Source organism: Flammeovirga sp. SubArs3 (assembly GCF_947387565.1).
Lineage (GTDB): Bacteria > Bacteroidota > Bacteroidia > Cytophagales > Flammeovirgaceae > Flammeovirga > Flammeovirga agarivorans.
Genome location: NZ_CANDOA010000006.1, coordinates 202,269 through 223,565, shown reverse-complemented (window position 1 = coordinate 223,565; position 21,297 = coordinate 202,269). Strand labels below are relative to the sequence as shown.

The 21,297-nt window shown below is 33.5% G+C and carries 19 protein-coding genes; 6 read left to right on the top strand and 13 right to left on the bottom strand.

All coding sequences use genetic code 11. The features are described 5' to 3' along the window. The first annotated feature begins 10 nt into the window (after window positions 1-10). Window positions 11-1,342, top strand: a complete 1,332-nt coding sequence (locus tag QL232_RS18020) for an aldehyde dehydrogenase family protein (protein ID WP_281615214.1) — start codon at window positions 11-13, stop codon at window positions 1,340-1,342. Window positions 1,343-1,350: 8 nt separating this feature from the next. Then, window positions 1,351-2,433 carry a bestrophin family ion channel gene (locus tag QL232_RS18015; protein ID WP_281615213.1) on the top strand — a complete coding sequence of 361 codons (1,083 nt, stop codon included), beginning with the start codon at window positions 1,351-1,353 and terminating at the stop codon, window positions 2,431-2,433. 171 nt (window positions 2,434-2,604) lie between these two features. Here QL232_RS18015 and QL232_RS18010 read toward each other — a convergent pair whose 3' ends face one another. The 4 genes from QL232_RS18010 to QL232_RS17995 form a co-directional block, all read right to left on the bottom strand. Next, window positions 2,605-3,972 carry an ADP-ribosylglycohydrolase family protein gene (locus QL232_RS18010; RefSeq protein ID WP_281615212.1) on the bottom strand — a complete coding sequence of 456 codons (1,368 nt, stop codon included), beginning with the start codon at window positions 3,970-3,972 and terminating at the stop codon, window positions 2,605-2,607. Between the two features lie 19 nt (window positions 3,973-3,991). Then, the gene (locus tag QL232_RS18005) at window positions 3,992-4,990 is read right to left on the bottom strand and encodes a GRP family sugar transporter (protein WP_281615211.1); all 999 of its coding nucleotides are present in this window, start codon (window positions 4,988-4,990) and stop codon (window positions 3,992-3,994) included. A gap of 4 nt (window positions 4,991-4,994) precedes the next feature. After that, a complete protein-coding gene (gene rbsK / locus QL232_RS18000; RefSeq protein ID WP_281615210.1) occupies window positions 4,995-5,897 on the bottom strand; it encodes a ribokinase in 903 nt (300 codons plus the stop codon). A gap of 144 nt (window positions 5,898-6,041) precedes the next feature. Next, entirely contained in the window at window positions 6,042-7,058 is a 1,017-nt protein-coding gene (locus QL232_RS17995; protein WP_281615209.1) for a LacI family DNA-binding transcriptional regulator, read from the bottom strand. 158 nt (window positions 7,059-7,216) lie between these two features. Here QL232_RS17995 and QL232_RS17990 point away from each other — a divergent pair, with 158 nt between their 5' ends. Then, complete coding sequence (locus QL232_RS17990) at window positions 7,217-7,729, top strand: PepSY domain-containing protein (protein WP_281615208.1); 513 nt, start codon at window positions 7,217-7,219, stop codon at window positions 7,727-7,729. Between the two features lie 42 nt (window positions 7,730-7,771). Here QL232_RS17990 and QL232_RS17985 read toward each other — a convergent pair whose 3' ends face one another. Further along, complete coding sequence (locus QL232_RS17985; RefSeq protein ID WP_281615207.1) at window positions 7,772-8,890, bottom strand: BamA/TamA family outer membrane protein; 1,119 nt, start codon at window positions 8,888-8,890, stop codon at window positions 7,772-7,774. Window positions 8,891-9,069: 179 nt separating this feature from the next. Here QL232_RS17985 and QL232_RS17980 point away from each other — a divergent pair, with 179 nt between their 5' ends. Beyond that, the gene (locus tag QL232_RS17980; RefSeq protein WP_281615206.1) at window positions 9,070-9,675 is read left to right on the top strand and encodes a DUF1684 domain-containing protein; all 606 of its coding nucleotides are present in this window, start codon (window positions 9,070-9,072) and stop codon (window positions 9,673-9,675) included. A gap of 63 nt (window positions 9,676-9,738) precedes the next feature. On the opposite strand, the gene QL232_RS17975 is transcribed toward QL232_RS17980, so the two are convergent. From QL232_RS17975 to QL232_RS17940, 8 genes are all read right to left on the bottom strand, one after another. Further along, window positions 9,739-11,541 carry a long-chain fatty acid--CoA ligase gene (locus QL232_RS17975; protein ID WP_281615205.1) on the bottom strand — a complete coding sequence of 601 codons (1,803 nt, stop codon included), beginning with the start codon at window positions 11,539-11,541 and terminating at the stop codon, window positions 9,739-9,741. A 220-nt stretch (window positions 11,542-11,761) separates the two neighbouring features. After that, complete coding sequence (locus tag QL232_RS17970) at window positions 11,762-13,279, bottom strand: sigma 54-interacting transcriptional regulator (protein WP_281615204.1); 1,518 nt, start codon at window positions 13,277-13,279, stop codon at window positions 11,762-11,764. Window positions 13,280-13,291: 12 nt separating this feature from the next. Then, window positions 13,292-14,392 carry a VWA domain-containing protein gene (locus QL232_RS17965; RefSeq protein WP_281615203.1) on the bottom strand — a complete coding sequence of 367 codons (1,101 nt, stop codon included), beginning with the start codon at window positions 14,390-14,392 and terminating at the stop codon, window positions 13,292-13,294. Window positions 14,393-14,484: 92 nt separating this feature from the next. Beyond that, window positions 14,485-15,294 carry a hypothetical protein gene (locus QL232_RS17960; protein ID WP_281615202.1) on the bottom strand — a complete coding sequence of 270 codons (810 nt, stop codon included), beginning with the start codon at window positions 15,292-15,294 and terminating at the stop codon, window positions 14,485-14,487. Between the two features lie 212 nt (window positions 15,295-15,506). Further along, the gene (locus QL232_RS17955) at window positions 15,507-16,001 is read right to left on the bottom strand and encodes a hypothetical protein (protein ID WP_168884406.1); all 495 of its coding nucleotides are present in this window, start codon (window positions 15,999-16,001) and stop codon (window positions 15,507-15,509) included. Window positions 16,002-16,069: 68 nt separating this feature from the next. Further along, entirely contained in the window at window positions 16,070-16,543 is a 474-nt protein-coding gene (locus QL232_RS17950; protein WP_281615201.1) for a YdeI/OmpD-associated family protein, read from the bottom strand. Then, the gene (locus tag QL232_RS17945; RefSeq protein ID WP_281615200.1) at window positions 16,543-16,998 is read right to left on the bottom strand and encodes a TspO/MBR family protein; all 456 of its coding nucleotides are present in this window, start codon (window positions 16,996-16,998) and stop codon (window positions 16,543-16,545) included. Before QL232_RS17945 ends, QL232_RS17950 begins: the two co-directional genes overlap by 1 nt. A 4-nt stretch (window positions 16,999-17,002) precedes the next feature. Further along, window positions 17,003-17,434 (bottom strand): hypothetical protein, encoded by a 432-nt coding sequence (locus tag QL232_RS17940; protein WP_281615199.1) that lies wholly within the window; start codon window positions 17,432-17,434, stop codon window positions 17,003-17,005. Between the two features lie 106 nt (window positions 17,435-17,540). On the opposite strand from QL232_RS17940, the gene QL232_RS17935 reads away from it, so the two are divergent. Together QL232_RS17935 and QL232_RS17930 are read left to right on the top strand one after the other, a co-directional pair. Continuing rightward, a complete protein-coding gene (locus tag QL232_RS17935; protein ID WP_281615198.1) occupies window positions 17,541-19,253 on the top strand; it encodes a hypothetical protein in 1,713 nt (570 codons plus the stop codon). Between the two features lie 383 nt (window positions 19,254-19,636). Then, complete coding sequence (locus QL232_RS17930) at window positions 19,637-21,274, top strand: hypothetical protein (protein WP_281615197.1); 1,638 nt, start codon at window positions 19,637-19,639, stop codon at window positions 21,272-21,274. The last annotated feature ends 23 nt before the right edge of the window (window positions 21,275-21,297 follow it).

Sequence of the window (21,297 nt, the reverse complement as noted above, 5' to 3'; positions counted from 1 at the left end):
ATACTTAGACATGAGAGAAAAAATCATTTCATACGACCCAAGTAACGGGGAAGCTGTAGGCGAAGTGAAAAAAAATACTTTGTCGGACATCTCACAGAAAGTTGCTAATGCCAAAATGGCCCAAAAGGAATGGGCTATGTACTCACCCGAAGAAAGGGTTAAATTCTTTTCAAGTATTGCAGCCGAAATTAGTGCTAAATCTGAGGAGTTAACAGAGTTGTTATGTCAAGAAATGGGTAAAGATTATCATAGAGCTTCAGGAGAAGTACAAGGAGCCGGTTATGGTGCTGTGCGGTTAGCAGAACAAGTAAGGAATGCCATTAAACCCAAGAAAGAAATGGGAACAACCATCAAATATGTTCCGCTTGGAGTGGTGGCTGTTATTTCTCCATGGAATTACCCCCTAATGATGGCGGTGAACCTGATAACTCCTGCTTTAATTGCAGGTAATGCTGTTGTTTTCAAACCATCTGAGGAAACCCCGTTGATTGCACAAGCCTATTTTGATATTTTAAGTAAATATCTACCTAAAAACGTCATCCAAATAGTCCACGGTGACGGTGAGCAGGGACGGGCGCTTGTTGAGTCTGATGTGAACATGATTGCATTCACTGGTTCACAAGTTGTGGGTAAAGACATCATGAAGCGAGCGGCAAGTAATATAAAGAGGTTGGTGATGGAACTTGGGGGTAATGACCCAATGATTGTATTAGAAGATGCAGATATTGAGCAAGCAGCTCGTTTTGCTGTAGCAAGCAGTTTTGAAAATGCCGGACAAATGTGTACTTCAACAGAACGCATTTATGTTGACGAAAAAGTGGTTCAGGAATTTCAGAATGAAGTTGTTGCTATTGCTTCAAATTATAAATACGGTCCTTGGAATGCATCGAATATAAATTATGGCCCCATAATTAATGAAAAACAACGAGATAAAATCATTGCTCATATAAAGGATGCGAAGGTCAAAGGCGCGAAAGTGCTCCTTGGTGGTGAGAATCATCCTGAAAGATACATTGTTCCAACAGTAATAGCAGAAGTCAATGATACCATGTTGTTGGAACAAGAAGAAACTTTTGGTCCTGTTGTTAGCATAGATAGTTTTTCAACGGTAAAAGAAGCAATTACCAGATCAAATAATTCAACCTATGGGTTAGGTGCAGTAGTTTTTGGTGAGCAAAATGCGGCATATGTTGCTGAGCAGTTAGAAGCAGGAATGGTAGGTGTTAATAAAGGCCCAGGTTCCGGCTATGGCCCTTGGGTAGGTGCAAAGCAAAGTGGTTTTGGCTATCATGGAACTGTTTCGGGACATAGACAATTTACGCAAACAAAGGTGATTAACTAATATTTAACATGTACGCTAAACGAAACTATTCAGTAAAAGTGATGCTGTTGTGGACGCGTAGATACATCTACAAGTTCATATTGATAGCCACTATTCCTACAGTCTTATACGAAGTGTTAGACTGGAAATTTATTCATTTGCCTTGGTTGCCTATCGCTCTTGTAGGTAGTGCGTTGGCTTTTATAGTAGGTTTTAAAAATAACGCCTCTTACGGTAGATTGTGGGAAGCACGAAAAGTTTGGGGAGGTATTGTGAATACTTCACGATCATTTACCATGATGTTAAATGATATGGTGACTAATGAACATGCCAAGGAACCTAAGTCTAATAAAGAGCTTTTCGATCTTCGAAAAGAAATGGTGTTACGGCATGTAGCCTGGATGACTGCACTTAGACATGCTTTAAGGGCACCAAAACCTTGGGAAATGTCTAATAAAAATAGTTCGGATCGTGAATATATGCGCGATGTAAAAATTAATGAGCGAATACATTCCTTAGAAGAAGAGTTAGAAGGCTACTTGTCACCATCTGAGAAGGAGTTTGTTTTAAGTCAATCTAATAAACAAGGAGCATGTTTGAACTTACAGTCTAAGCAACTAAGAAAACTTAAAGAGAGTGGACATATTTGGGAGTTTTCTTTTCTGGAAATGGAAAATCAGTTGGTAGAATTATTCACTCTACAGGGTAAGTTGGAGAGAATCAAAAATTTTCCTTACCCAAGGCAGTTTGCTACTCTAAATCTATTTTTTGTTTGGATCTTCATCGTTCTTCTTCCATTTGGTGTTATTAGTATCTTTGATGAAATAGGTCTCAGTATTTTAGAAAGCTACGAAGTTCCTTCAAGGCTTATTCAAATGATTGGGAATAACTTCGTTTGGCTGTCCATTCCATTTAGTGTTGTAATATCATGGATTTTTCATACAATGGAACGAATTGGAGAAGTATCAGAGAATCCTTTTGAAGGTATCGCCAATGATGTTCCAATAACAACAATGTCAAGAGGAATAGAGATAGATATTCGTCAAATGATAGGAGATGACTCTAGATTAATACCTGATCCTATATCAGAGCAGAAAGGGATACAAATGTAGTTACTCTCGGTTGGAACTTGTGTGCAACAGAATCTAAATAAAATTGGTCGTTATATAAAACATCACTCATTACAAGAAGCAGAAGAGATTATCATACTTATTTAAATTACATCATCACAAGAAACATTTTCGACAAAAAAAGGTAGAGTTGTTAACCCTACCTTTTTTTATTTATTGAGGTATATACCAAAGATCATTCTCTAAATCTACTCCACCTTTCATCTGTTCTTGAACTACTCGGTCAACGATAAACATTCCAATCTTGGACATATTATTAAAGTTATCTACAGAGTCATTCTCAAAGGTAAATCCTTTTCTTGTTCTATGAATATCAAAACGGTCTGAGAATTTACGATTGAATGCTTGTTCAACACCTTCTTTGCCAATCATAAACCCAATCATACCTGCCCATGTAGCTGTAGGATTATCAGAATCCCATCCTGCAAGGCTACCAATTTTAATGGTTTCTTTTAGATCACCTTCACCATAAAACAAGCTAACTAAACTGGCTCCATAATTAATACCAGCAGCAAAGCAACCATTACAATATAATTCCTGTGAGGTTACATTATAGCCATCTTCTTGATTGACTTGGTATTTTTCATAAAGGCCGTCTCGGACTTCTTCCCACTTTGTACCTTTATCATATTCGCTTTTTACATACTCATACATTTTAAAAACATAGGTGTCTTTTGGCATATCTTTACTGGCCTCTTTAGCCATCCAAAGCACTTGTTGCTTCAAGGATAACTTCTGATCTACTTTAGAAGCTAAAGAATACATTTTCACATAAAATTCTGAAATAATCTGTGCATCCTCTCTTGCTGTAGTTTGTATCGGAAGCTCAGCCATTTTAAGAGCAATATCTGGCCTTGATGGAGCAAAGAAACCAAAAATTTCAGTAGTCAATTGAGCATCAATCATATTGTAATGCTCATTGTTTTTAGGATCTCCTGTTGCTGGAGGAATTACCCCATCATACATTAGGTCAAAAGCTTGTTGGTTCGACACCCATAAATAGTTTTCTTCTTCTTTATGAATATGTTCCATCCATCCTTTACGAATATCCTCTCCAGATAGCATTGTTTTCCCTAATGTATACAGTAAATGTTGGTAGATATATTCAATATCTGTATCATCATCTGCTCCCCATATTTCATCCTCATCTTTAAAAACAAAATCAATTGTTTCGGACAAATCACTAGGTATCCCTTGTCCCCAAATAGAAGGTTGATCTGGTTTTCCCCAATCATCTCTGGTATAAAAATCACCCGTTTTAATTTCTCCGATATTTCCAATCTTATCCATCTCAGTCACTAAACCAGTCCAATTACCAATACATTGTCCTAGCCAGAAACCATAGAGTTTATCCTGATACTCCGATCTTGAGATCTTTAAGTCACTTTCTTTTGGTGTATAGGAAGTATGATAATTTAATTTGGGATCCTTGATCACCTCTTTATGATTCTCTTTTGTTGAACATGATGAAAATACCATCACAGAAGCAACAATTGGAAGATACTTTACTATTCTTTTCATTTAATGTATTATTTATTGGTTATAGTTTTGAATACACAATCAAGCCTAATCCTACTATAAAAAGCAGAAACATTAGATTTAATATTTTATTTGTTCCTTTTGGTGCAGTTTTAAATTCCTTCCAAATATAGACACCCCAAAACGCGGCCACCATGGTAGCTCCCTGCCCTAATCCATAAGATACTGCAGGGCTTGCTTTTTCGGAAGCTAAAATGTTTAATCCCATGCCTAAACCCCATATCATACCTCCAAGAATGCCTATAAAGTGTAACTTTGGTGTTCCCATTGAAAAGTACTCTTTGTAAGAAGTTTTCTCTCCTGAAATTGGTTGATACATATTTATCGTATTAAACACGAAGTTTGAGATAAACAATCCAATAGAGAAAATAAATAGCGCCGAATATGGAGTCAGTTTTCCTGCTTCAGGCTGTTCAAAGTTTAGGCTCATCGATTCCGCAACAAAACCATAGAAGAAGCCCATAGAAACCCCAGCTATTAAAGCGATAATGATCCCTTTTTTACTACCACTTTGTTTATTCGGTAATTTACTATATGCCAATGCATTAAGAATAATTGCAGTGATAATCAGTACAACACCTATAAAAATAAGGTATTGGTTGGCACTTGGATCTTTTAGATAATTATCGATTACACCTATTACTAGGGCAAGGCCAATTCCTACAGGAAAAGCCACTGCCATTCCTGTAATATCAATGGCGATAACTAATAACAAGTTGGCAATATTAAAAATAACGCCTCCTAAGAATGCATTGAATAAAGCAGCAGATTCAGCTTGAGTTATATCATCAATAAATCCTCTCCCTAATTCTCCACTTGAACCTAAAGTAAAAGCCATTAATAAAGACAAGAGGATAACTCCAATTGAATAATCCCAATAATACAATTGGAAGCTCCATTTTTGGGAAGCTAGCTTTTGAGTATTCGCCCACGATCCCCAGCATATCATGTTCACGAAACATAGCATTACTGCTAAAGAGTAACTTTCAACTATAAACATGATATTAATTATTAAGTTCTTCTAGTGATGGAATAGATGCTTGAGCACCTGCTATCGTTACTGAAAATGTTGCTGCTCTTGTTCCAAATTCAATACAAGCTGACAAAGGATAATTATCTGCAAGGTGTGCTGTGAAAGCACCGTTAAAGACATCTCCTGCAGCTGTGGTATCTACCGCTTTTACTTTTTGTGCTTCGTAATAGCCTTTCAACTCTTTTGATGACACATAACACCCTTTACTACCGAGTGTAACAATCACATTTTCAATCCCTTTTTGATGTAATTTCTCAACTGCTTCCTTTAATCCTTCTTCGTTATTAATTTCTACTCCAGTTAAAAGAGTCAATTCAGTCTCATTTGGGGTGATATAATTTACTTTTGATAAAACCTCGTCACTTAATGTTTGAGCAGGTGCCGGGTTTACTATAACCATCGCACCTTTCTGATGAGCCACTTCAATACTGTGTTCAATGGTTTTGATAGGTACTTCTAGTTGAAGTAAAACAATGGTGTCTTTACTAAAAAGATGACTTACTTTATCAATACGATCGATATCTAAGTCATTGTTCGCACCAGGAACCACCACAATACAATTTTCTCCATGATCATCTACATTAATCATCGCTACTCCAGTAGGTTGATCAGATGAAGATATATAATCCGTATTGATTCCTACTTTTTTGTAAGATTCCTTGGCCACTTTACCAAAATCATCTTTACCTACACAAGCAATAAATGTGGTTTCTCCTCCTAACTTGGCACAAGCAACGGCTTGGTTTGCTCCTTTTCCTCCCTGATTTTGGAAAAATTGTGACCCAATAATTGTTTCACCTGCTTTTGGTAATCTATTGCTTCGAACAACAAGATCCGTATTAGAACTACCTATTACAATAATTTTCTTTTTCATTTCAAACTTCAAATACTTGCACAATCGTTTGTTCTGTTGATATAAAAAGAAGACGCATTAGTAAAAAAAGCGTCTTGTACAATCGTTTGTGCTACAATTATAAATAGAACAAGTTGAAAAGGAAAATTAGTTGTCACATTTACACTAAATAAAAAGTTTTTTAACACTTTTCCTTTCAACTAAGGTCGTCATAATAAAATCATTATCTGGCTGATCTTCCTCTTGAATTAATTTATATAACATTTCAAAGGCTGATTTACCCATACTTTCTTTATCCTGTTTGACAGTTGTTAGCGCTGGGTTGATAAAATCTGAATATTCATGTTCATCAAATACAATGAGTGATATATCTTCCGGAATATCTAATTGTAATGACTTAGCAGCCTTTAATACACCCAAACCAATTGTATTACTTAAGGCTATTACGGCAGTGAAAGTCGGGTTCCTCTCCCATAAATCTATGAATGTTTTGGAAGCTTCCTCGATATCAAAAGAATGTCCAGTAATGTTTTCCTGAGCTTCTGAGAGATTATTCTTTTTTAAAGCATCCAAGAATCCTCTCACTCTCATCTTAATGGGTTCACTTTGTTTTCCTTGTAAGAGAGTAATATTTCTATGCCCTTTATTAATCAGGTATTGAGTAGCAATAAAAGTCCCTCCATAATTATCTGATGTAATAAAAGGTATTTTACTTGTATTCAGATATCTATCAATAAAAACTATAGGACAAGGTTTGTCAACAATCTTTTCATAATAAGAAATATCGTCGCTTGTAGGGCAAAGAATGATTCCGTCAACATTTCTAGATTTTAATTGATCAATTGCTTTTTTCTCTTTTTCGAAATCTTCATCTGAATCCATCAAGAGAATAGAATAATCTAGGGCTGAGGCTTGTTTTTCAATGAATTTAGCCATGGTACTGAAGAATGGATTGGCAATATCGGGGACTAATAAACCAACAGTAAAAGTCTTGGATACCCTTAAACTTTGGGCAACTCTATTGGGTTGATAACCCATTTTCTCAGCATATTCAGTAACGATTTTGATCGTCTTTTCACTAATTCTATACTCTTTTGCCTTACCGTTTAAAACTCTTGAGATTGTTCCTACTGATATATTTAAGTCGTTTGATAATGACTTTAGATTTACTTTTTTATCCACCTCTTCTTATTCATTTCAAAATTCTATCGATAAAGTTAGCTGAATTAATCTTGAATCAAATAGAAATCAATTCTGGTACTCTAAAATTGAGATTCATTTTGATATATTTGATGTTTATTCAATACTAAACTTATTCAATTCAACTTCTATCAATTATCATGAAAAATAATACATCAAAGTGGATGAGAATTATTCATCGCTACCTTGGTTTTTTTCTTGCAGGTATTATGGCTGTCTATGCACTAAGCGGTGTGATTCTCATTTTCAGAGATACTGATTTTCTTAAAAGAGAAATTCAATATGAAAAAACTGTAGCTCCTCAACTTAAGAAAGAGGAATTAGGGAAAGCCTTATCGATTCGTCGACTTAAAGTGGAAAAACAGGAAGGTGATATTATGTACTTTAGGAATGGTACTTATAATGCATCTACCGGAGAGGCTAAATATTCATCCAAGAAATTACCCTTCTTTATAGATAAGATGACACACATGCACAAAGCTACATCTAAGTCACCTTTATACTTCTTAAACATCTTTTTTGGCGTATCCTTACTTTTCTTTGTGGTCTCAACATTTTTCATGTTCACACCAAAAACAAAGATCTTTAAGAAAGGACTATATTATACTGCAGGTGGGATAGTATTAACTATTATAGTCCTGTTTTATGAATAATAGAAATAACTGTCTATATCATGGTGATGATATAGACAGTTACTAAAATGCTTCTCTAGTAGTTAACCATAAACCTTGTTGGTCATAATTACCAAAACCGTAATCTATTCTAAAATTCAGTTTCATGTCTTCAACTAATTGGAAACGGATACCGGCACCTACTGTATATTTTACATTTTCAAAGGCATTGGTGCCATTACTACCATAAACATTACCCACTCCTGCAAAACCGACAACTCCTAAACGCCAAAACAAATGTCGACGATATTCTACTTGAGCCATATAATAGTTTTTATCAATAAATCGGTTAGGCTGAGCAATACTTCTCATTCGCTTAGAACCTCCTAAGGTATTAAGGTAGTAAAATGGAATATCACCATCTAACATATGAAAGGCAGCAAAAACTCCAATCACATTCTTATTATTTTTTATACTGAAGAATTGACTAAACTCCGTAAAAAAGTACCAAAAGTTATAATCATTCCCTGTAAATGAAAGATAGGGTGTAAAAGCAATTGCAAGTAATCCACCTTTTGTTGGATAAACGATATTATCTCTGGTATCTACTCTTATTTCTGGTCCAATTCCCATACTGAACCCACCATTATACCCTTCAACAGTGGCATTTAAATAAGTGTCTTCCACATCCGTTATTTCATTATATTGGATATCATATCTTGCTCCAAAAAAGAAGGTGTCAGATATCTCATATTGCACTTCACCAAAACTGGAGAACCTTCTATTAAAATAATTGACTGTATCAGAAGGTACTGCTTCATTTATACCATAGTATACATTCGGTACATATTGATAGACACCAGTGAAGTACATGTTCCATTTACCTAAGCCAAACATGATTAGACTAGCATCTACATTAAATAATCCTTTGGTCGAAACTAATATTGAAGGAATAAAAGTGGTTGGTCTGTTAAACCTTGTATTTTGCCTCTTCTCAGGATTCTTTTCTTTAAAAGTAAATACAGGCATAAGACCAGCAGAGAATCCTTCCTGTTCACTAAACCCTGCCATTGGGTATGTAACTATGTTCACATTTTCTCCATGGTAAGTAATAACATCAATTACTTTATCTACAAAATTGTGTTCCTGTAATGAGTCTGAATATGTCTCTTCCTGTCCATATGTGAATTGTACAGACAGCATTATTCCTATAACTAAAAGACATTTTTTAAGCATAATTTTTTGAAAGGCAGATAAGATAATGAGTTCTTAAGTTATGATAGTCAACGGACTAAGTTTCTTTATTAATTCTATTATATAAAAATATAGCTTTTGTGGTGTAAATCATATTATTTTAAAAAAATAAACTAAATGAATATCTAATGAAAAAGGTTGTATCATTACTATTATTCTTACTCTTTAATGCTCATTGTTTTGCTCAAGACTATTACAAAGAGATTGAAGAATACCAAGAAGAATTAAACACAGAATATAGAACAAAAGGTGAGACTCCTTTAAGTGAGAAGGATCGATTGGCTTTCAAAGAGCATGAGTTTTTTCCTATTGATTCTACCTACAAAGTAGAAGCTAAATTTAAAAGGGTAAAAGGTAAACCCTTTAAGATGAAAACATCTTCTAAAAGTAAACCTACCTACGAAAAGTATGGAGAATTGACTTTTACCTTGCAAGGAAAGAAATATAAACTGACTGTATTCCAAAGTCATCGTTTGAGAGCAATGGAAGAATATAAAGATTACCTTTTCTTACCCTTCATGGATAAAACAAATGGTTTTACCACTTATGGAGCAGGAAGATATCTAGAATGTAGTATTCCTGAAGGCAAAACGATCATTGTAGACTTTAATAAGGCTTATAATCCATATTGTGCTTATTCTGATGGATATGCTTGTCCTATTCCTCCAAAAGAGAATTTCCTAAATACAGAGATTAAAGCAGGAATTAAACTTGATCAAAAAAATAAACACTAAAAAAATCCCTCATGAAAACTTATAGAATCATGAGGGATTTTTTATTGATGAATGAAATTGATATTAATGTTTTGTTGAATACATTTCTTCAATTTCATTCTTATAATTTGCATCGATTGTCTTACGCTTTAATTTTAAAGTCGGTGTCATCTCCCCTTTCTCTTGTGAGAATTCACTTGGAAGTAGAGTGAATTTTTTCACCTTTTCAAAATTAGCTAAATCGTGTTGTAATTTTTCGATTCTAGCAGTATACATACGAATGATTTCATTATTTGAGATTAACTCTAGCTTATTATTAAAGCTAATGTTATGCTCATTCGCATACTCTTCTAATATTTCAAAAGAAGGTACAATTAACGCTGAAACAAAGTTTCTCGCATCTGCAATCACTGCAATTTGCTCTACAAAATGATCTTTACCAATCTTTCCTTCAACAAGTTGAGGGGCAATATACTTACCGTTTGAAGTTTTCATCAACTCCTTAATACGGTCAGTAATTAATAGATTACCATACTCATCAAATGCTCCTTTATCTCCAGTTTTAAAGAAACCATCTTCTGTAAATACCTTTGCCGTTTCCTCAGGTTTATTGTAATATCCTTTCATCACAACATCTGATTTAACTAAGATTTCGTCGTTTTCCCCTAGTTTAATCTCACAGCCAGGCATTGCAGATCCAATTGTTCCTACTTCAAACTTACTGTAAATATGCCAAGCAGATACTGTGGCAGTAGTTTCCGTTAAACCGTAACCTAAAATTACAGGAATACCAATCGAATGGAAGAATTGACCAATCTCTGGATCAAGCTTTGCTCCACCTGCAGGCATAAACTTGATATTACCGCCCATTAATTTTTGGAACTTACTCAACACTAATTTAGTGGCAAGATTAAACTTCATCTTATCAAAAGCACCTAAAGTTTCACCCGCTTGTTTAGCATCAAAAGCCTTACGACCCATACCAACAGCCCAATGGAAAAGTTTTTGCTTACTTGGTGAAGCCTTTGCTACTTTTTCATGAATAGCAGAATAAATCTTTTCATAGAATCTTGGTACAGCACACATTACTTGTGGCCTTACTTCTACCAAAGCTTCTTTGATTAACTTAGTATCTTCAAGGTAACAGTTTACACCACCTTGCCAGAAAACATACGTGGACCATGCTCTTTCAAAAACATGAGATAAAGGAAGGAAACTAAGGTTAACATCCTTGTCTGTGAAAGACACTAAATCAGTATGTGCATTAAATTGAGAAACCATATTGTTGTAATCTAACATTACTCCCTTTGGTTCTCCAGTAGTACCCGATGTATAGATTAAAGTAGCTAAATCATCGAATGAAGCTTCAGCAACTCTTTTTTCTAATTCCACTTGCTCATCTTGAGTACCTGTTTCAATAAAATCACTCCACAAAATACCACCTTTGTGATGGCGTAAATGTGTTGTTTCTTTCATTGCAACAACATACTTCAACGAAGGGCAGTTATCAAAAACTTCGATAGCATTGTCATATTGTTCTTGATCACCAACAAACAATACTTTAATCTCAGCATCATTGATAATATATTCTGCCTGATGTGCAGTATTCGTAGCATAAATAGATACACTCACTGCTCTAATTTGTTGTGAAGCAAAATCTGCAACAGTCCAATTTGGCATGTTTTGAGCATAAATACCCACTTTATCTTGAACTCCTATACCGTTTTTTAATAACGCTCTAGAAATATAGTCGATTTCCTTACCGAAGTCTGTCCATGAGATACTTTCCCATAATGCATCTGCTACTCTGTAACGAACAGCATCACGGCTGTTATATTTGGAAACTTGTTCTCTGATTCTATGAACTAAATGTGGCTTTGTAGACATGTTAAATTTATATCTTTTCTCTTTTCACTTGATCGAATGATTGACTTTCAGTCTTCATCAATACCTCCAACAACTAAAGTTGTTAGTTTGTGACAGAAAAAAATTTAAAGAATGATAATTTTCTGCAATAAAAGTGAAATTCACATGAAATGGTAATAAAAAAAGAAACACTTGCCGGAACAGGTGTTTCTTTTACGTATAATTTTCTTCTAATAATTAATTACTCGTCATCTTCTTCATCGAAATGAGAACTTGAAAAGTCCATCATTCCAGAAAGTAAATCTGAGAATGTCGTTTTAGAAGCTAAAGCATGTTTACTAAGTTGACTAAATTCTGCCAATCCATGTAAAACAAATTCCATTTGGTAATATATTTCTTCCTCAGATAAACCTTTATGAGCATTTTCTACTGTAGCGCGCAAAGTTGGAACGTTATCAAGTTTGCTTTTATATTCTTCATAAGAAGTATCATTCAAAAGATCTACTTTATTCGCATCTCCAAACCAGTTTATAACATATTGGTACGGATTATCTTCAGATTTTCTCACCTTTTCAGGCGAAGGGTAATTTTCTAAAAATTGCTTTCGAATTGCTTTGCTTAATAAGCTTTGGGCTACTTCTCCTGCTCCTTCTTGCTCACCTTCATAAACTAACTCTATCTTACCCGTAATGGCTGGTATTGTTCCTATCATATCAGAAACACGCACATAGGTATTATTTTCACCATTAATCAACATTCTTCGTTCTGCTGAAGAATATAGATTTTCCATCGCTGAGATGGTTAGCCTTGCAGAAACTCCACTTTTCTCATCAACAAATTCACTTTCTCTAGCTTCAAAAGCAATCTGTTCAATTAGACTCCTTGATAAGTCATTTATAGATACTTGATTAAGTTGTGCCTCTTGTACTTTAGCTTCCTGTTTGGTAATCTTTTTACCGATCTCCAATTCTTTTGGATAATGAGTAATAATTTGTGATTCAATTCTATCCTTAAGTGGAGTTACAATACTACCTCTATTAGTATAATCTTCAGGGTTAGCTGTAAATACAAATTGGATATCTAAAGGCAATCGAATTTGAAAACCTCTAATTTGTATATCACCTTCTTGCAAAATGTTGAAAAGAGCTACTTGAATCCTAGGCTGTAAATCTGGAAGCTCATTAATCACAAATAGTCCTCTATGAGACCGCGGTACTAGTCCGTAATGAATCACTCTCTCATCAGAATAACTTAATTTATCTGTTGCCGCTTTGATTGGATCTATATCACCTATTAAATCAGCAACTGTAACATCCGGAGTTGCCAATTTTTCTGAATATCTATCTTCTCTTTTCCACCAACTAATAGGGGTATCATCTCCTTTTTCTTCTAATATTTTCTTACCAGAATAAGATAAAGGCTGAAAAGGATCGTCGTTTAGTTCACTCCCTTCAATCACCGGAATGACATCATCTAAAAGGTGAACCATTAATCTGGCAATCCTGGTTTTTGCTTGTCCTCTCAACCCAAGTAAATTGATGTTGTGTTTTGATAATACTGCTCTCTCCAATTCAGGTATTACAGTATCTTCATAACCCCAAATCTCAGGGAATGGATTTTCTTTATTTTTTAGTTTTAATATAAGGTTATCTCTTAATTCGTCTTTTACAGATTTTGAAGTATAACCATTTGCTTTAAGTGCACCTAGAGTGGTGATTGCTTGTTTTTCTTGTGTAGAAAGTTGAGTGTATGTATTCATTCTTAATTATTATTACATTCGCTTTTTCTTATTTCTTGCATAATCTTCAAAGATCATATCACCTAATCCCTGTAGGCCACTATAGTAGGCATTACCATTATTCGCCTCAGTAAATTCTTTAATAAACTCCTTGAGGTAAGGATCTGAAGCAATCATAAATGTCGTTATAGGGATTCTAAGTCTTCTACATTGACTGGCCAATGTAAGACATTTGTTCACGATCTTACGGTCTAACCCAAAACTGTTTTTGTAATATCCGCCTGCCTCCTTAAGACAAGAAGGTTTACCATCAGTGATCATAAATATTTGCTTGTTGGTGGTCTTTCTTCTTCTCAGTAGATCCATTGCCAATTCCAACCCAGCTACGGTATTTGTGTGGTAAGGGCCTACTTGTAAATAGGGTAAGTCTTTGATTTTAATTTGCCAGGCATCATTTCCGAAAACAATAATATCTAAAGTATCTTTTCGGTATTTTCGCTTGATCATCTCGGCGAGTGCCATAGCCACTTTTTTTGCTGGAGTGATACGGTCTTCACCATACAAAATCATAGAGTGAGAGATATCAATCATCAACACAGTAGAAGTTTGTGTACGATGCTCTTTTTCTATTACTTCTAAATCATCTTCGTAAATAGAAAAATTATCAATACCATGATTGATTTGGGCGTTGCGTATAGAATCAGTCATTGAAATTTGACCTAACGCATCACCAAATTGATAAGGCCTACGGTCAGAAGTCATCTCCTCACCTTGGGTTCCGGTAAAATTAGTTTTATGATTTCCTTTTTGTCCTTTCTTTAACTTCCCAAAAATTTCTTCCAAAGCTCTTTGTCTAATGCTTTGTTCACTTTTGGGTGTTATAGTAAAAGAACCTTCTTGATTATTTTCTTCGATGTAACCTTTATTCTTCAAATCGTTATAAAAATCACCCATCCCATATTCGTTATTGGTGATATTGTATTGACGATCAAGATTATTCATCCAATTCATGGTCTCACTTACATCACCTCCTGTGATGTTGATCAACTCAAGAAATATTTTTAATAATTCTGAAAAGGTATCTGCCCCATCAATTTCTGGGGGTATATATTCTGTGAAACGGTATCCGATCATAAGAGAGATAGTTTATTGATCAATTAAAATAACTAATCCCTCTAAGATTTGTTCAATAATGAATTAAATTTATTGAAATATCGATTAGATTTTTATTGTACAGGAAACAAGTGGATGTTTTCTAAGACAAAAGTCGTTTTTAAAGTGTTATCAACGTATAATCTGTCTTCGTTTATTTCGTCGATGTGTAAGTGGAAGTCTAAACCAAGTAGTCCATGATGGTGAATCAGCTGGGAGGCATTATCTGTGTAAAGAATAACGGGTAATCCATATAAATTGAGACCTACGTTCCTTATTCTTCTAGGTTTTCGGAAACTGACTAGTTGTATTCGTTCATTCAACTCTTCCCTTTCAAACTGTTCAGCATATAATCTTTTCTGTGATGGAAATAAAGAAATAAGCTCTTTATTTAAATCTGATTGGTTGGATATGCTGGTGTAATAGTTGAAATAGGTATCAAAATTATCCACTGAGGAGCTGGTACTCGCGATGAAAAATAACATGCCGGATAAACTTAAAAAGGACCTATGAAGTACCCTATACCTACCATGTGCATGGTACATCAACAAAAGCGAAATGAATAACAATAGGAAAGAAAAAACAATTAACCATTTGGAATGAATAAACATTTGATACACCCTATTATTCATCTCTTTGATTTTGTTATCCTCAACCATGATGTATTCAAGGTCATTGATAGACAGATCTGTAAGGGTTATCGTCGTGATTTCTCCAGTTAATTTTTCGACAAATACTTTCGATTCGTCTGAAGCCAATAGTTTACCTCTAAGAATAATGTTACCTTCGGTTCCTAACCAATTTCGATAGTCTAAATTAGTAGTATTTCCAAGGCATAGATTGATGTTAGTGATAAACAGTAATAATAAGTAATAGTGTTTCATTGTAGGATAAATAAATTCACATTTATCTTTCGATTACAAAGCGATTAGTCATTGTATGTATTTACAAAATAAAGGTAAAGATAATACTCAATGAAATCTGTATTTTTAGCTCATTATATTTAAATAGTGCAATAAGATACTGCTTACGTTCAAATTGCACTATTTAAATAATTTCAACATAATTGGTTAATAATAAACAATATTTTATTGAATTAGAACAGTTGTTGTAAAGTCCCTAATAAAATAAAAGCTGAAGCTACAAAACCGTAAATATAGTGATTATCAAAGTGTTGTATTGCATGACCAGATAAATTCAGTATTCCTCTATGATTAATTGGGAGGTTGTTAGTGAAAAACTGACCATCAGAATTGATAATATTCTCTTCTTCTTGGTTTTTGATAAGCCACTGCTTATTGATTAAGTTTTTAGAGTACCAATAATATGTTTTATCATGGATCTTTATAACCGCTTTATTTCCTAAAAGGTTAACTCGAATACTACCCACTTTTTTATATTCATCGGTAAGAATATTAATCGTAGTATGTAAGCGAACAGTAAATTTAAAAATGTACTTTTTTTTACCCCATGTCCCTATTAGTTTGTGAAGCCATTTTTTTTCGATCAAACTAGAGACGAAATAATCATCTTCATATATGGTCTGATCTTCTTCATTGGTTTTTGACAGTGATATACTGGATCGTATCATGGATATTAGTTGATGGTTGTTCAATACCAATATAAGAAAAAAATAGACTCTATGAAAAATCTTGAATTTTATTTAACGCTTTGATTATTAGTTAGTAATTGATCAATCAACTCATTAATACGTGTAACTTGTACATTTTCATCACGGTTATCAAAAATCCATTGAACATAGTCCTTTTGCCGGCTTTTAGGTAGTTTAACAAAACATTGTTGAGCTTCTTTAGAAATTTCTGATAGTATGGATTCAAGTTCAGAAGTATTTTGAATATGTGCATCATCACGATAAAGGTGTATGAGGACTTCATCTCCTTCTCCTTTCTTTAACTTTTTCCTTAATTGAGCATTTAATGGTAAAAATAGAAAGCCATTACCCTTAGGCATCAGTTTCACCTTATCTAAAGCAATATCATCTACAGATCCACTAACGGTAGTCCAACCAAAGTGGGTGTTCTTTTTAGCTTCTATCTCGGGAACATCTACAAAATGCCACCCTCCTTTACCTTCAAATCTTTGAATAATTAGTTTTTTCTTTACTTCGTTCATTAGTTATAGATAACAACATAGGCATTTAAAGAGACCGCTATAGTTATCCATACCACATAAGGAAGGATACCAATCGACCACCATTTTAATACCTTCATGTATTTTATTAAATAAAAATAGATCAATAAGCCTAACAAGGAGATAATCAATAAACCGAATATAGTTTTATGATAATAAAAAAATACTGGATTCCATCCTACATTCAATACGACTTGTAATGAAAACAACCTTAGAAAGGAATTTCGATCTATCAAATCATATAATTTCATTAGGTAAATGGAGAACATAATCATGATTGTTGTCCATGCGGCTCCAAATACCCACCCTGGGGGAGTCCAAGGTGCTTTTGCCAGTTCTGTATACCACTCGGAGGGTACTCCCGCTCCTGTAAAGAAACCTCCAATTGCAAGGCCTCCAAAATTGATGACTAAAAAAATGATGAGTCTTATGATCATACTGTTATTCGTACATTAAAGATTTATTCCATCCATCTAAATGTAAAACAACCGGAAATGTTTCATCTTTTATCGGTTTTAAATCAATTTTAGTTTCTCTTGTGATATACGCCTCACACTGTTCACTATTCTCTAAAACAAACTTCAAACTTCTCTGAGGCGGATAAGATTCCATTATTAAACCAGCATCAACCACATAGAAAACCCAAGAGTCTCCACTACAACCACTATTTGAAAATATAAGATGTAATGTATCATCTATTATATAAGCCGAGTCAACTTTTGAAGCAAATACATTTTGATATAATTCTTCGTCTATAAGTACTTCAGAAAGGTTTTCATCCTCTTCTGGAGACATATTATCGTCCACTTTGTTATCTTCACAACTAAAAAAAGAAAGTAGAATCCCCAATAAAATAACTGTTCTTAGTATCATTAGTTAATTAACTTTTGTTTTGTGAATTATCCTTTTTTGTTAAAAAATATTGATTAATTTAGATAAAACTTTTTAATCTTATCCATCAAAGTAAACTAAATTTTTAATGAACTTAAAGCGTTTGACGGGTTTATGTCTACCTGTTTTTGTAGGGATATTTGCCTGTACAGAATCTAAAGATGTAGTTGAGGAAATTATTGATGAAACTCCAGACCTTGAATATGAACTCCCAACTATAGCAGTAGATTCTATCGATTCATATGTAAGAGGTGACTATAGTATTTCTGTGGCATTCAGTGATTACCAAAGTGACATTTTAACACTAGAGAATATTGTACTTAACCATGAGGGCAAACAAATTTCTGAAGGTGTTATCAATGATGAAACTTCAAAAATCACTTTCGAAATTGATTCTAAGACAATAAAAGACGGCACTGCCAACCTTGAAGTTAAAGCAACTTTCGAGGCATTAGAGGGACTTAGTGAAACCGAAGCATCTCTAAATTTTGATATTGAAGTAGATAATTACTTCCCGGCCTTATTTGTAGGAAATGGATACTCTGATCGCAACTATGACAATAATTATAGTAGAAGAACTGAATATTCTTTAGACTTCTTTATTACTGATCAGAACAACAATCAGATTTCTGAAATTTATAACAGTGCTGAAATTGAAGAAGATTCAGTGATGATTGAAATTCCTGAAGATTTTGAAGGTCAAGCTTATAACATTGTTAGAGTAGAACATTATATCGATGAGATATATGGAGATACAAGTGAGGAACCTTACAACAATAATAATAAGAGAAATAATAACTCAATTACAATTGAAACCAAACATACTAATGGAGAAAGTAATGAGTTTAAGTTTCGAGATCCTCTAGTAGAAAAAAGTATCACTTTAGCTATTAGTAAAGATATTGAAGATTATTCTGTCAGTGGGTATTATCAAAGTGGTGCTGATACTAGATCTGAAAGCTCTGATGAAAACTATAACTACATTACTTATGAAAAAGTAAAAGTTCCAATCTCTTACCGTAATATGTTTATGGACAATGTTACCGTATTTAGTGGTGAGAAATATGCTACTGTCTTACTTAGCTTTATGGAAGATGGTGACACTATGAAGATAGAACAAAACTCTCTCACTGATGAGTATGTGGAATTTCGTTTTAACGAAATAGATCAAGAATACTTCCATATGTATACATTTGGGATAAAAGGAGATCAAGAAGGCTTCTTATCTTCGATGGAGACTTTTGGTTATGAAGATGATGAAAAATTTTATAAGGTAAGAAAACCACTGAATAGTGATACAGAAATTGAATACCTTATTATAGCTACTAAGTATTTTGATGGTGGTAATACTACTGTTAGAACATCAGGAAGAGGAACTCCTATCAACAACTACAGACAGTACATTACAAAAGATAACTTTACTACTGTAAATACTTCTGACAAAATTGGTTTAAAAAGTGATTTAGTTTTAGATAACCAAACAAGAAGAATCACCTTATCAAACAATACGGGAGATAATAAAGATGAGGTAATCAGTGAAATCAGATTATATAGCCAACAAGATATTGAAATGGGACGAAGTTTTAATTTTGATATTTCTTCTCTAAACAATAGTATTCTAAATGAGCTATTATCTTCATCTAGTCACGATATAAGTTATAGTGTTTCACAATATGATGCCGCTTCCAATTCGCATTTAATTGATGGATCATTTAGTATTAATTGGTCTGATGTTCCTACTCCTGCAAGAGTTCAAAGAACAACAGAACATTATATTAATCATCAAAGAGTACTTCAATAAAAATTAAGGCCGTTAATTTTTTTAATTAACGGCCTTAATTTTTACAATCTATGAGGATATAATTCTATTAAGAAGCAGAAAACAATACTATTTGTACCTTCTTATGCTTGAGAATTCAACTTGATTTTGTAATATTGGTTCTTTATTTAATCTAACATACAATAATAACTTAAGCAAAGTATTGATATAAAACGCTATTGTAGAAGTAATAGACTTCTATTTTGATCAAATAAGATATTGATAATTTTTTAACGCTACATCTTTTCATCAGTATCCTTAAGAAAACAAATTCTCAACTTCAATTCAATTAAGTAACTATAGATCAATACTTTAATACTGTTATTATTGATATTTCCATCGCTAAAACAAAATTACTGATCACTATGATTAAGCAACTATTTTCCATCTTATGTATTTCAATACTCTTTTTTAATGCTTCTTGTACTTCCCAAAAAGAAGTAGTAGAAGAGCTAGAAGAAGAACAAGAGCAAAATGAAGAAGACCTTGAGACAGAATTTGACCTTCCCACTTTAGTATCAGACTCTACCTTATCATTTCTAAGAGGTGATGATACTTTATCGGCTTCTATTCAAGACTTGGATCTCGAATATTTAGAAATTACAGCAGTTGTACTTGAACATAATAATCAGCAGATATCAGAAGGTATTTTCTCTGAGGATTCAACTTCCATTAATTTTCCAATTGACAGTAAGGAGCTACCTGAAGGTTTTGTAAACTTGGAGGTTAAACTTTCTTTAAAAGAAGTTCTATCAGAAGAGGAAGTAGAAGTTACTACGACAATAAGTATGGAAGTTGATAATTATTTCCCCGCTATCTTTTATGAGAGTAATTATATTCAACTTCAATACTTCTCATACACTGATGTCTGGACGGCTTTTTCAATAGATCTATTTTATGCAGATTTAGAATACAATAGAATTACAGACATTTATAATGTTGCAAATATTGAAGGTGATTCTCTTACTCTTGAAATCCCTGAGGGGTATGAAGGACAAGAGTATTTCCTCTGTAAACTCATTAATAATACCCAAGAAAATCCTTCATCAAATGGTTCTACTGTTACTTCAGTGGGTAATAGTATGTATATTGATGAAATTTCTTCAAATGGTGCTTCTAAGATTAATTATGCTTCTTCTAGCAATAAGGGTGATTACAAGTCCGTTACTGTTGCAATTAACAATTCGATAGACTACAGCTTATCAGGTAGATATGGTAAGTATGAAACTACAACAAAAGATGGCTATCAATTTACAACTTTCGAAAATATTATTGACCCAACTGCAATTAAAAGAGTTACACTAAATGACTTAGTGATCTCTTCAGGTGACAATTCAAATATCGTTGTACTATCGTATATTAATAATGGAGACACATTATGGGTAGAAGAAGATCAATTAACTGAACCTTCAGATTGGAAAGCTCTACCATACGAAGATCGAGAAAGACTACTGGTTTCTTGTTTTGTTAAATCTGATGGTATTGTAGGTCAAATTTATAATATGTTTGACTTCTACGATGAGAATAATATCGAATATTATAAGACGAAAAAAGTACTTAACGAAAATACTGAAGTCATTTATTCATTAAGAGCTGATAATAATCAAACAGAATATTATTCCCTCTTAACTACAACGACAAAAGAACTTCCTTTTACAAATTATAGAAATTTTTATAGTCCAGAAGATTTTGGAATTTCAATTCAAGATGGCGATGTAACAATAAATAATCACAATGCAGATTATTTTTATAAGTTCGTTATGGTGAAAAAATTGGATCAATCAAACCCGAATTTTAGACAGGCCATCTATATTACTTTAAATAAGTCTAATCACTTGGCAAGGGAATTTAATTTCAATTTATCTTCTCTAAATCAAGATAATACCAATACGTTATTTGATAATCTTCCTTTAAATTATGAAGTAAATGTCACTAACTATGATGATAGCTATTATGACGCACTCAATAATGGTGCATTTAAAGTTAATTGGGATCTAGAATAAAACATATAAGGCTACCTATTTGG

Coding starts and splice junctions, on each gene's coding strand:
- QL232_RS17955 (WP_168884406.1), bottom strand. CDS start 16,001: ATGATACGATCCAGTATATCACTGTCAAAAACCAATGAAGAAGATCAG.
- QL232_RS17930 (WP_281615197.1), top strand. CDS start 19,637: ATGATTAAGCAACTATTTTCCATCTTATGTATTTCAATACTCTTTTTT.
- QL232_RS17960 (WP_281615202.1), bottom strand. CDS start 15,294: ATGAAACACTATTACTTATTATTACTGTTTATCACTAACATCAATCTA.
- QL232_RS17980 (WP_281615206.1), top strand. CDS start 9,070: ATGAAAAAGGTTGTATCATTACTATTATTCTTACTCTTTAATGCTCAT.
- QL232_RS17950 (WP_281615201.1), bottom strand. CDS start 16,543: ATGAACGAAGTAAAGAAAAAACTAATTATTCAAAGATTTGAAGGTAAA.
- QL232_RS18010 (WP_281615212.1), bottom strand. CDS start 3,972: ATGAAAAGAATAGTAAAGTATCTTCCAATTGTTGCTTCTGTGATGGTA.
- QL232_RS17990 (WP_281615208.1), top strand. CDS start 7,217: ATGAAAAATAATACATCAAAGTGGATGAGAATTATTCATCGCTACCTT.
- QL232_RS17970 (WP_281615204.1), bottom strand. CDS start 13,279: ATGAATACATACACTCAACTTTCTACACAAGAAAAACAAGCAATCACC.
- QL232_RS18015 (WP_281615213.1), top strand. CDS start 1,351: ATGTACGCTAAACGAAACTATTCAGTAAAAGTGATGCTGTTGTGGACG.
- rbsK (WP_281615210.1), bottom strand. CDS start 5,897: ATGAAAAAGAAAATTATTGTAATAGGTAGTTCTAATACGGATCTTGTT.
- QL232_RS17975 (WP_281615205.1), bottom strand. CDS start 11,541: ATGTCTACAAAGCCACATTTAGTTCATAGAATCAGAGAACAAGTTTCC.
- QL232_RS17965 (WP_281615203.1), bottom strand. CDS start 14,392: ATGATCGGATACCGTTTCACAGAATATATACCCCCAGAAATTGATGGG.
- QL232_RS17945 (WP_281615200.1), bottom strand. CDS start 16,998: ATGATCATAAGACTCATCATTTTTTTAGTCATCAATTTTGGAGGCCTT.
- QL232_RS17935 (WP_281615198.1), top strand. CDS start 17,541: ATGAACTTAAAGCGTTTGACGGGTTTATGTCTACCTGTTTTTGTAGGG.
- QL232_RS18020 (WP_281615214.1), top strand. CDS start 11: ATGAGAGAAAAAATCATTTCATACGACCCAAGTAACGGGGAAGCTGTA.
- QL232_RS18005 (WP_281615211.1), bottom strand. CDS start 4,990: ATGTTTATAGTTGAAAGTTACTCTTTAGCAGTAATGCTATGTTTCGTG.
- QL232_RS17985 (WP_281615207.1), bottom strand. CDS start 8,890: ATGCTGTCTGTACAATTCACATATGGACAGGAAGAGACATATTCAGAC.
- QL232_RS17940 (WP_281615199.1), bottom strand. CDS start 17,434: ATGATACTAAGAACAGTTATTTTATTGGGGATTCTACTTTCTTTTTTT.